This is a genomic window from Acetivibrio ethanolgignens (assembly GCF_001461035.1).
Taxonomy (GTDB): Bacteria; Bacillota; Clostridia; order Lachnospirales; family Lachnospiraceae; genus Velocimicrobium; species Velocimicrobium ethanolgignens.
Genome location: NZ_LNAM01000179.1, coordinates 7,118 through 21,319, shown reverse-complemented (window position 1 = coordinate 21,319; position 14,202 = coordinate 7,118). Strand labels below are relative to the sequence as shown.

Below are 14,202 nucleotides of genomic sequence, written 5' to 3'. Positions count from 1 at the left end.
AATAAAAGGTGATATGCGTTGACTTAGTAAAGTTATATAATTTTGTTCCTCAACGCTGCAAGAAGATGCTCCCGTATTGACATAAAATCTAAATTGTAATACAATCTAATAAAGAGCAACAGTTAATAAAAAATTGGGGTGATAAAGAAAATGAAAAGGAAGAAAGCAGCTTTTTGGAAAGTAAGAGTATTTGCCGGGCTCTGTGCCATATCTGTTTGTATGTCATCTTTTTTTTCTGTACCTGTTTCGGCACTGGAAAATGAAAGGCAGGAATTGAAATTAGATATGGATACAGGTACGAGATGTGACAGAGATTTATTTAACTATATTGTACCAAAATGGATGAACTGGGAAAAAAGGATTGATCTGACAGATTTTCGTGCAACGATGAAAGATATTGAGGACGTAAATTACTGGGCGACAGAAGTATTTCCGGAACTCTATTATGTGGGGAGACTGATCTTCCACAAAAGAGGAGATGGCACGATTTCGTGGATTGAGATGGATTATCCTGTCAATAGAGATGTAGAACTGAAGGCCGAAGGGGATAAGGTACTGTCACTGTTGAACGATTCCATGTCAGATCTTGAAAAAGCCATAGTGATTCACGATTATCTTGTTCTGGATATTGAATATGGTGGTTCATATCCGTTTCGCCATGATGTCAGGGGAGCTGTCCTGGATAAAAGAGCTGTTTGTGAGGGATATGCAAAAGCCTATAAATATTATATGGATAGGGCGGGCGTACCATGCGAAATGGTAGGCGGCCGGTCCAGGGGCGTGGGTCATGCATGGAATCAGGTAAAGATCGAAGGAAAATGGTATATGGTAGATGTTACCTGGGACGACACGAAAGAAAAAGGTGTGATACACGATTACTTTCTTTGCAGTCAAGAGGTCTTTAGACGGGATCACACATGGAACGAAGAGCTATATCACAGCTGTGATGATAGGACTTATGATGATGCATTCTGGAAAAAGACAAACTCACCGATTTATGCAGGGGATGGCTATCTGTGCTACAAGGATGGCAGAGAGCTTAAAAAAAGAAGGCTGGAAAAGAGTGTGCCAGCAGAGGCGGAAACCATTGCTTCTGCAAGTGAAGCGTGGAGGATTTATTCGGGCAGTATTTCTTATGATTACATGACGCTTGCAGCAAAGGACAATCGTCTTTATTATACCGCACCGAAAAAGATTCTTTCCTGTAGATTTGATGGAACGGATTGTCAGACAGTACTGACATTGGATAGTGGCTTGCAGGAGAATATTTTTGATATAGAAATAGTGGGTGCAACACTGTACTACGATACGGCAGCAGGCATTAGTGAGCCAAAAACGCGTAATGCCTATACCCTGGATACGGCATTTGTAAAGAAGCCATATCCAATCAGTATACCGTCCCGAAGTGTGGAGCTGGTCAGCAAAGAGGAGTATATGCTGAATATCCATGCACCGGGGGAAATTACATACGTCTCGGAAAATCCGGATATCTGTACAGTAAATCGGTATGGAGTCCTTCAGGCAAAGAAAAGCGGTGAAACTACGATTAAGGTCATGACACAGGAAAATGATCTGTATCTGGCAGGAAATGAGATGGTTTCTGTTAAGGTGCTTTTGTCCGAAACGAAGCCGGAGCCGGGAGATACAGGTCAACCGCAGATAAAGCCGGAGCCGGGAGATACAGGTCAATCGCAGATAAAGCCGGAGCCGGGGGATGCAGGTCAACCGCAGATAAAGCCGGAGCCGGGAGATGCAGGTCAACCGAAGATAAAGCCGGAGTCAAAGAGCACAGGTCAACTGCAGCCGAAAGCTGAGAAGCAGCCGGAGCAGGAAACAGTCATAACCAAGCTTGAGAAGGTAACAGGGATTTCGGCAAAAGCAGTGGGAAACGGTAAAATGAAGCTTGAATGGAAGAAGCTGCCATGTACAGGATATCAGATCAAGATTTCCAAAAAATCCGATTTTGAAAAGCTAGAAAAAACTGTGACTGTAAAAGGAAGTGGAAAAAACAGTAAGGTAGTCACTGGATTAAAGAAGGGGACTGTCTATTATGTGAAAATCCGTACCTATGAGAAAAAGGGAGGGAAGATCCGTTACGGAAAATACAGTAAAGTTCAGAAGATACGAATGAATGATATTTAAAAAGCTACAGGCTGGTTATATCAGGCTGCCGGTTCATTTATAGGAACTGCATAACAAAGAAAAAATCGCCGCAACCATTGTATTTACTGGTTTGCGGCGATTAATTCTTTGTCAGGGAGCTTCTTTAAAGCTCTGAGTTGCCAAACAGTAACGGAGATGCTTTCCATTTTTTTTGCAAGGAATTGCAAAAAGAATGGAAATCGGCTATAATAGGCTGATAGATTTTGAAAAACAGATAGAGAGGATTAGAATAGATGAAAAAAGGACAGGAATGCAGTGGAGTAATAGAGGAGGTTACTTTTCCAAATAAAGGAAGAATTCAGCTAGAGGGAGAAGAGGTAACGGTAAAGGGAGGACTGCCGGGACAGACGGTACGTTTCCGGCTGATGAAAAAAAGAAAATCCAAGTGGGAGGGACGGCTTTTAGAGGTAGAAAAGCCATCTCCTTTGGAAACCAGAAAACCGGTCTGTGATGAGTTTGGCCTCTGCGGCGGCTGCACCTACCAGACCGTAGCCTATGAGGAGCAGCTAAGGCTTAAGGCTGCTCAGGTAAGGGCTCTTTTGGATGAGGCTGCCTGGGAGGAATATGAGTTTGAGAATATTTTGGGAAGCCCGACAGAGTTTAATTACCGGAATAAAATGGAATTTTCCTTTGGTGATGATAGAAAGGATGGTCCGCTGACACTGGGACTTCACAAGAAAAATAGCATATATGATGTTATAACAACCGGGGACTGCCAGATTGCAGATACGGATTTTACAGTGGTATTAAATTGTGTGCTTAACTATTTTACAAAAAGAGGTGTCAGCTTTTATAAGAAGATGTCTCATGAAGGATACCTGCGGCATCTTTTAATCCGCCGTGCAGTAAAGACAGGAGAGATGCTGGTAAGTCTTGTAACCTCATCCCAGGAGGAGCATGATCTAGCACCGCTTAAGGAGGAGCTTTTGGCTCTGCCTCTAAAGGGAAGTCTTAGAGGAATCCTTCATATCATCAATGATAGCCTGGCTGATGTGGTACAAAGTGATAAAACAGAGATTCTTTACGGCGAGGACTTCTTTTATGAGGAGCTTTTGGGGCTGAAATTCAAGATTTCGACCTTTTCCTTCTTCCAGACCAATTCCCTGGGAGCAGAGGTTCTCTATACTAAGGCAAGGGAGTACATTGGAGAAACAAAGGATAAACTGATTTTTGACCTCTATAGTGGTACAGGAACGATAGCACAGCTTATGGCTCCTGTGGCGAAAAAGGTTATAGGTGTGGAGATTGTAGAGGAGGCAGTAGAGGCGGCCCGGGAAAATGCAGCTTTGAATGGTCTGTCTAACTGCGAATTTATCGCTGGTGATGTTTTAAAGGTGATAGATGAAATTAAAGAAAAGCCGGATATGATTGTGCTTGACCCGCCAAGGGATGGTATCCATCCAAAGGCCCTGAAGAAAATCGTGGATTATGGTGTGGATCAGCTGGTGTACATTTCCTGTAAACCGACCAGTCTGGCGAGGGATTTGGAGGCTCTGCAGGAGGCAGGCTACCGATTGAAAAAGGCCTGTTGCGTGGATATGTTCCCACAGACACAGGGGATAGAAACGGTATGTTTATTGTCCAAATTAAAAGCTATCCGACAGCAGTAAACTTAATAACAGACGGAACAGGAAATGGTGTGCAATTTGAGGCTATTGTTATGCTTGGCGAAGATAGTATAGAATATGCTATCGGACTTAGAGATATTATATATAGTGGGGATTCCAGAAAAGCTGTTTATGAATCACAGTATGTCGTTTATGGAGTGACAACAGATGGTTCAAATGTTGCTGGATTTATGCTCATAAGAGATGACTCTAAAAATGGAGCAAAGTTTGGAATTGACACATTGGAAATGAAAGGTGTTTATATTGATACTGAGGTATATAGTGCTTTTACAAGATAAGAAACGCAATTTGCAGAAAGGTTATAACTATACAGCGGTGATAGGTATTTCTGTGCTATGCAGGTAAAGAGCAAGAAAGCCTTGACTTTCATTATTGTAGTTATTATGATGTACTTATAGCTTAATGGAACGCTGATATTATCAAAGGAGAAGCAGAATATGAAAGGGAATAGGAAAAGAATAGTTATTTTTATACTTGTAATATGCATGCTGCAGGTAAACTTGTTTTCAGCTATGCCTTTGCAGATAAAGGCAGCCGAAAGGCACGAGCTGAATCTGGGGGAAACAGCACTGGGAAGTGAGATCCACTGGCAAACCGGAGATAGCATTACAGGTGGGCTGGGCAGTTATGCATATGGTACAGATGCAAGCAGTAGTACAGTGCAGCCAATTGTATGGAAGGTACTTGATACAAAAACAAATATGGACGGGGCAATAGAAAAGGATGGTCTGTTTCTTGTATCAAAGAATGTATTGGATTGGACGCTGTGGAACGAATTCGAAATACGAAACGGTAAGTACTATAAGAGCGGAGCGTCCACCTTTGCAAATGCGTGGGAAGGCTCGACTGCCCAGGCATGGTGCAGGGGCTTCTATGAAAATACAATAAGGAAGAGCACCGGCGGAGAGAAGGTGCTGGAAACTACCAAGACAGACGAGCCGATAACATTAAGCAATTGCTGGAATGGGAATACCTATAGCTACGGAGCAGGCACTATCACAAATGAACGAGTGTTCTTTTTGTCCGTAAGAGAAACAGAAAATTATTTTAAAAAGGATGCCGAAAGGGCAGCTTTAGGAGCAGTTGTATATTATTGGACGCGTTCACCCCATGATACGGCGGGAAATGATCCACGAGCCTGTTACATCCACAACGATGGCACGAGAGGCCGTCACATGGGTGTTGACCCATACGGTGCTCGCCCTGCTTTAAATCTTGACTACAAGGATCTCTTATTTCAGAAGGTGGCAGATGGCAGCTATAAAATCGTAACGGAAGAAGAAGCGAAAAACCCTGTAGTAGATGTGGAGCCTGGAGTAGGGGGCGCACCTGATTTTGGCACTGGAGATAATGTTGATACCGATGGTAATGCCGGAAAAGGGTTTATTGAGGTAAATGGCGTAAAGGTTGAGGTTGAAACCATACAAAAAAACGGACCCGATAATGAAAACATTGTGTGGATTATCGCAGGTGACGGTTATACAGAGTCAGAGTTAAGGACATTTAGAGTAAGAATAAATGAACTGCTTGGATATTTTTTCAAAATTGAGCCTTATAAACAGTTTCAGGATAAGATTAACATTTATGCCCTTAAGACCATTTCTCAAATTTCTGGTTTGGGAGCCGGAAAGGGTGGTGGAAATGATACTGTCTTCGGAATTCATCAGAGCTGGGGTGCTCTTTGTGACATCGGAGACAACGGGCTTGAATTTTTCCGTCTGTCATCTGAGGCGCTAAAAGAAAGTTTTTTAGATCCGGGGGCAGAGATTACGTCGTACCAGATTATCAGCAATTCAAATGTGTACTGCGGCGCGGGATATATGAATGGTAATTTGAGTATGTTCACAGTTAATGGGTGGTTCACGGAGATGGCGGTTCATGAAATGGGGCACACCCATGGGCTTACAGACGAATATGATTCGAATTCATCCGGAGTGAATGCTGCATACAAACAAAAAGGAGTAAGGCCTGATGTAGATAATCTTTCCTGGAGGAAGTTTCTGGGATACAAAGGTGTGGGAGCCTATGAAAAACCTTCTAATCCGCAGGTTACACCAAAATACAATTGCATGATGAATTTTTATGCAGAATATTGCCCTGTATGCAAAGCCTATGTGTTTAACGTGTTAAACCACAAGCTTGACAAAAAAAGAATCATGCTTTACCAGGACGATATCGAAATCACAACGGCAGAAGAACCCGGTTACATATTTGATGGTGGAAATATCTATGACGTCCATTCTAATTATGAAGGCACAAAAATAAATACGATAGGCTCAGAAAATATAACAGAAGCAAATGGAAAAAGGCTTGAGGCACGAACGATCGTGAGAAGCTATGCAAAGGAACCGCAATACTACGAGCTTAAGCTTGAAATTAAAGGCCAGGACGGCAGAGTGAAGCACATGGCAAAAAAGACATTTACACTTTTGTGGAATGAGCTTGAATCCATATCGGTGGTAACCGAGGAGCTTCACGGACTCGTAGCTGGCGATACGATAGATGCGACACTAAAACGGGTAGCAGAAAAGCCGGTACTTCCTGCTGCTACAGTAACACAGGAACCGATGGCACTTACAGATCTGGTATATAATGGAAAAGCACAAAGGCTTGTGAAAGCAGGAGTAGCAGAAGGCGGACAAATCCAGTACAGGGTTGGAGCAGGAGCTTACCAGGATGAGCTTCCTACCGGAACTGATGCTGCAGCCTACACCGTTTACTATAAGGTAGTAGGAGATGCTGCACATAGTGACTCAGCTGAAAAATCATTTACAGTTTTTATTGCACCGAAGGAGATAACCGTAGCACCAAAGAGCTGCACCATCGATCAGGGCAGTGCAATTCCGGCCTTTGAATTGATATATACCGGCTTGGTTGGAACGGATAGACCAACTCCAAAGGTAGCACCTGGGTTCCTTTGTAAGGAAAATAATGGAGTAACAGATGTTTCTCCATCAACAGCTGCAGGTACCTATACAATTGTATGGCATAACCAGGGGGAAACTACCTTTACCGGTGCAGAAAACTATAAAGTGGTGAAAGCTTCAACGGCAACCTTAACCATAAATGCAGTCACTCCACCAACCACAGGCGGTGGAGGAGAGATGGTGCCACCAACCTCAGGGGGTGGAGGAGAGATGGTGCCACCAACCTCAGGGGGCGGAGGAGAGATGGTGCCACCAACCTCAGGTGGCGGAGGAATGATGCCAACACCTCCAACGGAACCAGAAGCTAAAACACCAACCATTTCAACGGGTGAAGAACATAAGGATACTACAGGAGCTGGAGGCCTCCAGAAGGTTTATGATAAAGAGGGAAGGCTGGCTTATCAGGTAAAGGTGAATACTGCTGATATAAAAGCAGATACAACACTTTATGTTTATAAGTATGATACAAAGACTAAGAAATATCAGCTTGTAAAGGAAGAAGATCAGAGGGTCAATGTAGATGCAGATGGAAGTATCAGTTATGATTTTGATAAGCTTGCATTCACACAGAGATATGAGCTTGTTACAAAGGAGCAGGCAGCTGCAATTGATAAGAAGATTTTAGCAACTGTAAAAGTAAAATATTCCAACAAGACAGTTAAACAGAATACGTCTGTAAAGTTTATAATGGATCAGGGACTGAACATGGACAATGTGAAATCCATCCAGTATACTTCAGCCAATAAGAAGGTAGCAGCTGTAAGCAAATCCGGTAAGATTACAGCAAAGAATGCGGGGAAGGTTACTGTAAAAGCAAAGGTAACACTTCTCAATGGAAAGAGCAAGACGGTTAAAATGACAATCACAGTGAAATAGATGCCGGACAAGACAGTGTATGGGACAGGATGGTTAAAGTGAAGAAGGATCACTTCGGAGACCCGCATACCGGAAGAATACATAGAGGTGCATTGGAATAATAAAACCGCTTGCCAAAAGAACGGCAAGGTGTGCATGAAGATTGTAAAACAGTATACATTTCTATTCTGTTACGTTTAGCTCGCGCCCTTCACTACTTCACTGATAATGACAAACGTGAGTTTCGCTACTTCATAACCGGCTTTTGTATCAAAAGTTAAGGAACCCCTTTATTTCAAGAGGCTACAAGGCTGTGTTGAACGTGTAATTATACGGATCGTTTAACGCAACCTTGTAACTTTCCAGCTTATGGGTGTTATACTATCCCATATAAATTAAAGAACTAATGAAATATTCACCAACACGGTAAACATCAGGTGTAACAGCAGTACCATTGTTGGTAATGGTCACCTCGGTAGTATAGCCATTAGAAAAAAGATCATAGATGCTTTGGGTAAGAGATGATTTTTTTCCGTCCTTTTCTAGGGTTATTGTATATCTAGTTACAAGAAGTTTTTGAGAATTAATGACCTTTTCCTCTTGAACAAAGTCACTTATGGTAGCAGTATCAGGATAGAGATCTGCAATATATTCTTTTGTAAGGTTTGCTGACAGCTTTTTCTTTAATTCATCAAAGTTTTCCTGACGAGCTTCTGCATTTTTTGTTATAGCAACGCTGATAGAAGAGGTACCTGCATTTAAGTTAGCACCTTCTGGAACAAGCATATGTAGAGAATTAAGCTCAATAATTTCCCAATTTTTTGGCATTGCAGCGGTATAAGGCTCTAAGGAGATTTCCTTTGCTGTAAATGGAGCTGTTTTTACGTATTTGTTTTCGGCCGCTGTTACAGTAATTTCGCAAATAAGAGATTTTCCTTTGACCTGAGCCGTAATTTTAGCCTTGCCAACTGCCTTTGCCATTACCTTTCCTTTGGAAGATACGCTGGCAATTTTTGTCTGATCGGATTTCCATATCACTTTTTCCTTAGTTCCGCTTATCTTCAGTTGGCAGCTTTGTCCAACTCTTAGATTTTTTTTGCTGTAATTGATTTTCATGGTGGCCGCCTTAGCTTCTGTAGCTACATGCATTGGTATAAAGGACGGACTAGCTATAGACAGGGCCAATGTCAGGGTAAAAGCAAAACTTAATTTTTTTAAAAGTCTCATTAATAATTCCTCCTATTGAATAAATGAAATAAATTTTAGAAACCAAGCTAGCTTCAACACCATATATAGCATAGAGATTTATAAAAGACAAGGTATTTTGTGGTTAATGAGAAAATTTCTCACTTGGAAAAATTATACAGATATTTTCTTGACATTGCAAAGGAAAAGCTTTAATGTTAGTTAGTGATAACTAATAAAAGTTATGAAAGAAGCGAATTAGGAGGGAATTGAATTTGAACAAATTAAAACGTTGCGGATGTATTATGCTAGGAGCTACTTTTCTTTGTGGAAGTATTTTCCGCTCTGCCTTTGCAGAGGAAGCCTCTTTGGCTGTACTGCGGAATAGTGGTATTGCAGGAGGGATAGAAACGGGATATATACTTGGTTTTGTGGAGGAGAATAATAAAAAGACGTTGCATGAGCAGTTGTATTCTCTATTTGCACAAATTGCTGCGGGAGGTGACTTCCTGGAAATTATCAGTGTGGATGGCGAGAAAGATAAGCTAACATTGAATACAAAAACGCTAAAGCAGTTAGAAAATAAGCTTGTCCTTCAGAAAAAGATGAAAAGATTAGATTGGAAGACCCAGGCAGAGAAACAAAAAGAAAAGAAAATAAAAAAAGGTGTCTACGAAGGAATTGCTCAAGGCTACGGTGGTGAGTTGAGATTAGAGGTCGGCATAGAGGATGAGAAAATAACCGCTGTTAAGGTTTTAAGTCATAATGAAACACCTAGCTATCTGCATTTAGCGGAGAGAGTGATAGAAAAGCTCATCGGCCAGAGAGGAGTAGATTCTGTTGATACGATTTCTGGAGCAACGATAAGTAGTAAAGCCATCCTTAATGCAGTAAAAGATGCTATTTCCCAGGCAAGTGGAGCTACTAAGAAGCCGGGAGAAAGTAAGGAAAGTAAGGAGATAGCTTCTGGCTATGACACAGGTAGCTCGGCAGCTACAGAGCCTTCCAGGATTGATTTTTCGAAATTTGTATTACCAGATGGAGAATATAAGGGAAGGGCCGCAGGCTATGGTGGTACGATAGAGGTTACTGTTAAGGTGGAAAATGGAGTCATTTCAAAAGTCCATGTTGATTCTGAAAGGGAAACACCGTCATATTACAATAAGGCACAGAGGCTTTTGGGGGAAGTTGTAAAGAGAAATACAACAAAGATAGATACTGTTTCTGGAGCTACTGTCACCTCTAAGGGTATTTTATCTGCAGTGGAGGATGCCTTATCCACGGTGCTGGGAAAAGAAAAAAAGGAATATGCTGATGGTATCTGGTATGGCCAGGGGCGTGGTCAGTATCCTATGGATATGCGGAATATACTGGGAGAATGGAACAGAGCAACAGAGGTTTCCGTTACAGTAGAGAACGGAAAGGTTAAAGATATAAAAATGGAGAATTTCGGTGATGATCCCCAGTACAATCGTTCAGACAAGTACCAGCAGTTCTTTTTGCCGGATATTATCAAGAACGATGGCACAGAGCATTTGCGTGCAAGTCTTGCCGAAGATCAGAGAGGAAAGAATGAAATTTATGACGCAGTGAGCGGGGCAACCAATAGTGCAAGAGGAGTTTTGAATGCAATTGATGATGCATTGAACCGTTCAGCTAAGTACAAGAAGGATGCTATTCCCCAGGAGGTTCGTTCCATTACCTTAACAGAGCTATGGAATGGTACTGTTTTTTACGGAGAGCCTGTTAATTTAAGTAAATTGACTGTTAAGGTAAAATATATAGATGGTCGTGAGGAAGACGTAAAGTTCCCTGACCTTGCGGCAAAAGGAGTTAGCTGCAGCTTACCTGAAGTCTTTGTTCCGCTGCCAGAGGGTGGGGATTATGGGAAGGCCAGAAATTATGATTTGATATTTACCCATGAAAACTCAACAAGCAGGCATATTTCGTATATACAGGCAAGACGGAAGGTAGAAAAGAAAAAGCTTACGAAAATCCAGTTGGGAGAGGATGCAGATGCTAAGTTCATTAATTTGAATGAAAATCAGTTTTCCTATCAAATGAAAATTGGAGATAAAGAGCTGAATGCGATAAAAAACAAAAAAGTAAAGGTAATGGATAGTAACAATAGAGAGGTTGAAGTTAAAGAGGTTAAGATAGTGACCTATGATAAGCCTACCCTTCTAATTGAGTTACAGCCGCTTCCAAAGGCCGAACCTACGGATAAAATAGCAGAGGGATTTTCTTTTGATTTTTATCGAATTGAGCTTGAGATTGATAAGGAGTTTGATTTAAATGCACTGGATTATTTTAGGATAATTAATGAGCCTAATAAAAAGAACTATTCTGTAGGAGAGAAATTAAATTTAGAAGGACTGGAGCTTTGGCTGCAAGATTCTAATTATGCCTATACTACAATCGGACAACAGAATCTTGAGAGTAAGAATTTTAAAATATCTTTAAAAAAGGGTGAAAAAGAGCTAAAGATCGATCAAGAATTTGAGGAGGCAGGAAGTATAAAGGTTACAATTAGTTATCCAGAGAAGCCTGAGCTCACTTGCTCCTTTGATATTGAGGTGACTGCTAAAAAAGAAAGCATGGAGGATTCTTACACTATTAAACTACAAAATAATTCCACAACGGTTAGTGAGTTTAAGCGGAAAAAAGAAGAAAGAATATATTACGAAATTCCAGAGAATTATAAAGGTATGATAAATAATCTGGATGTTAAGGTATTCAATCAGAACAATGAAGAAGTTCAGGGAATTAGTGTAGATAAGTCTAATTCGATGTTTATAAAAATTACTTTTTCTAGTCAGGAATATGATTATGTTATGATTACTTTTAAACGATAGATAAGGAGAAAGAGGTTAAAGACATGAGTTTTGCTATTTGCCTAATGCTTGTAACAGCAGTATGCTTTACAAGTGACAGATTCATTAAAAAAAATGCTAATTTACTTTATGGGATATCTGCACTGATTTCAGTTTTAGTAATCGTATCTACTGCTTTGAGACTTTCCAATCAGTTCCCTCAATGGTTCCGTATTGGAGTGTGGAATCCCTTGGCATGGGGAACATTTTCTACAGCAATCTTTGCTGTAGTGATGTTTACAGGTGCTTTTCGTCAGGGCTCTCCAGCCATAAAGAAGCTGATGCCAATACGAAGAGAGCTATCGATTATAGCCTCCATTTTAACGCTGGGACATAATTTTTCAGCAGGACAAATTTATTTTGTCCTGCTGTTTACAGAGCCTTCTAAGCTCACAGGGAATCAGCTTTTTGCAGCAATATGTTCTCTTGTAATGTTAGGGATTATGATACCACTTTTTGTTACCTCTTTTCCGGGGATTCGCAGAAAGATGTCAGCAAAATCATGGAAAAGACTGCAAAGAAGTGCCTATGTGTTTTATGGCTTGATTTATGTACATGTTCTTCTTTTAAATCTTCCAAAGGCACGTTCCGGTCAAATGAATTCAGGAATAAATATTGGAATTTTCAGCGTGGTATTTCTTGTATATGGAGCTATGCGACTACAAAAGCTCTTGTGCAAGCGATGGGAGAAGCTGAAATATATCCCGGCAGCTGTGGCAGTATTATTAGCCCTTGTAGTAGGAAGAATAAGTATTCCTCAACAGAACCGGGTACGGGTAATGGAGGCTTCCACGGTAGCACGGGCTATGGAAGAGGAAGTAGTAGAAGAGGACAGAAATAGAAAGCAGGAGCCGGAAATAGAAAAAATAGAGGAGGATAAAAAAGAGGAAAAGAAAATAGAAAAAAAGAAAAAGCCGGCAAAAAAGGAATCATTTCTAAAAAAAGAAGAAGAGAAGGACAAGCTAAAAGAGGTTATAGAGACTTCAACGGAGGAAAAAGCTGCACCGCCGGTAGAAAAAGAAAAGAAAGCACCAGAGAAAAAAATACAAGAGAAGCAAAAGGATAAGAAGGAAAAGGATAAGGAACAAGAGAAAGAGGAGCAGAGAAAGGAGACTGACACGGTAGATTTAAAAAAAGAGATAACAGAGCCGGTACAACCTAAATACAAATATAAAAATGGAAGCTTTAGCGGAAGTGGGGAAGGCTTTGGAGGAACTATTACGGTTAACGTAACTATTAAGGATGATGCCATTACTGAAATAAAGGTGATATCCCATAAGGATGACGAACCATTTTGGTCAGAGGGTGCAACTATTATTGACCGTATTTTATCGTCTCAAAGCACTAATGTAGATACGGTAAGCGGAGCTACCTTCAGCTCCGGCGGCATTAAGGAGGCAGTAAGTGCAGCTCTAAGCAGTGCAAAAAATGAATAGGATAGGGAGAGAAATGAAAAAGAGAAAGAGTCTGTTTTTTATCATATTAGTGATACTGGGCTTGGCTGTCTTAGGCTGGTTGAGAACAGGGAAAAAAGCTTTGCAGGGAGCAGAAACGGCTGCCAGGTCTGCTACCATTTTTGCCATGGATACAATTATGGACATAAAGCTTTACGGTGGAGAAAAGGAGATTTTAACAAAGGCAGAAAAAAGAATTAAGGAGTTGGAGGCAAAGCTTTCTGTTACCGACAAAAACAGTGATATTTACTCTTTAAACCAAAGGGGAGAAGCAGAGGTTTCCAAAGATACCGAGATACTCCTAAGCAAGGCATTGGCTTTATGTGAAAAAACCAGTGGGATACTGGATATTTCCATCTATCCTGTTGTCCGGGCATGGGGATTTACAACAGAGGAATATCAGGTTCCAGAGGAGGAGACACTACGGAGCATTTTAGAAAAGGTGGATTATCGCAGGATACATAAAGAAGATAACAAAGTGAGGCTGGAGCAGGGAATGGAAATTGATCTGGGGAGTGTTGCCAAGGGATATGCAGCAGATGAACTGGTATATATGCTGAGGAAGTCAGGTATAGCATCAGCCCTGTTAAATCTTGGGGGAAATGTTTATGCTCTGGGTACAAAGCCAGAGGGCGATAGCTGGAAAATCGCCATACAGAATCCGGAGGGAAATGGTCCTCTGGGAGTTATATCCCTTTCTGACCAGGCAGTTGTTACTTCCGGCAGCTATGAAAGGTACTTTAAGGATGATAAAGGAAAACAATATTGTCATATTATGGATCCGAGAACAGGCTATCCTGCGGATAGCGGACTAAGCTCTGTAACGATAATCAGTGCATCTGCTCTTTATGCAGATGCACTTTCCACCACGTTGTTCATTAAGGGATTGGAAAAAGGGATTGAGTTCTGGAGAGAAAACAGGGACTTTGAAGCAGTTTTTATTGATAATCATGGAAAGGTATATATTACACCTGGTTTAGAGGAACAATTCTCTTTTACAGAGGATTTTGAAAATCGGAAACTTCAGATAATATCATAGTGTTAATGATTTCCTGAGCTGTCGCAGGACTGCTCTTACGCACTGTCATTAGGATGACCAACTTTCTGTCACCTAAAT

General features: G+C 41.1%; 8 protein-coding genes. 7 read left to right on the top strand and 1 reads right to left on the bottom strand.

Features of this window, described 5'->3' with window-relative positions:
• Positions 1 to 150 precede the first annotated feature (150 nt).
• The 4 genes from ASU35_RS13480 to ASU35_RS13465 all read left to right on the top strand — a co-directional run bounded on the left by ASU35_RS13480 (position 151) and on the right by ASU35_RS13465 (position 7,594).
• Positions 151 to 2,142, top strand: a complete 1,992-nt coding sequence (locus ASU35_RS13480) for a transglutaminase domain-containing protein (RefSeq protein WP_058353522.1) — start codon at positions 151 to 153, stop codon at positions 2,140 to 2,142.
• A gap of 254 nt (positions 2,143 to 2,396) precedes the next feature.
• On the top strand, positions 2,397 to 3,773 hold the full coding sequence (rlmD, locus tag ASU35_RS13475; protein WP_058353521.1) for a 23S rRNA (uracil(1939)-C(5))-methyltransferase RlmD: 1,377 nt from the start codon (positions 2,397 to 2,399) through the stop codon (positions 3,771 to 3,773).
• A complete protein-coding gene (locus ASU35_RS13470; protein WP_058353520.1) occupies positions 3,734 to 4,069 on the top strand; it encodes a hypothetical protein in 336 nt (111 codons plus the stop codon). Before rlmD ends, ASU35_RS13470 begins: the two co-directional genes overlap by 40 nt.
• Positions 4,070 to 4,228: 159 nt before the next feature.
• Positions 4,229 to 7,594, top strand: a complete 3,366-nt coding sequence (locus ASU35_RS13465; RefSeq protein WP_058353519.1) for a M64 family metallopeptidase — start codon at positions 4,229 to 4,231, stop codon at positions 7,592 to 7,594.
• Between the two features lie 360 nt (positions 7,595 to 7,954).
• Here the strand turns inward: ASU35_RS13465 and ASU35_RS13460 are convergent, their stop codons facing one another.
• Positions 7,955 to 8,800 (bottom strand): Ig-like domain-containing protein, encoded by an 846-nt coding sequence (locus tag ASU35_RS13460; protein WP_058353518.1) that lies wholly within the window; start codon positions 8,798 to 8,800, stop codon positions 7,955 to 7,957.
• 233 nt (positions 8,801 to 9,033) lie between these two features.
• Here ASU35_RS13460 and ASU35_RS13455 point away from each other — a divergent pair, with 233 nt between their 5' ends.
• The 3 genes from ASU35_RS13455 to ASU35_RS13445 are packed head-to-tail and all read left to right on the top strand — an operon-like array spanning position 9,034 to position 14,124.
• Entirely contained in the window at positions 9,034 to 11,613 is a 2,580-nt protein-coding gene (locus ASU35_RS13455; protein WP_058353517.1) for an FMN-binding protein, read from the top strand.
• A 23-nt stretch (positions 11,614 to 11,636) separates the two neighbouring features.
• Positions 11,637 to 13,067, top strand: a complete 1,431-nt coding sequence (locus tag ASU35_RS13450; protein WP_058353516.1) for an FMN-binding protein — start codon at positions 11,637 to 11,639, stop codon at positions 13,065 to 13,067.
• A gap of 13 nt (positions 13,068 to 13,080) precedes the next feature.
• Positions 13,081 to 14,124, top strand: coding sequence for an FAD:protein FMN transferase (locus ASU35_RS13445; protein WP_242861287.1), 1,044 nt, complete (start codon positions 13,081 to 13,083; stop codon positions 14,122 to 14,124).
• The last annotated feature ends 78 nt before the right edge of the window (positions 14,125 to 14,202 follow it).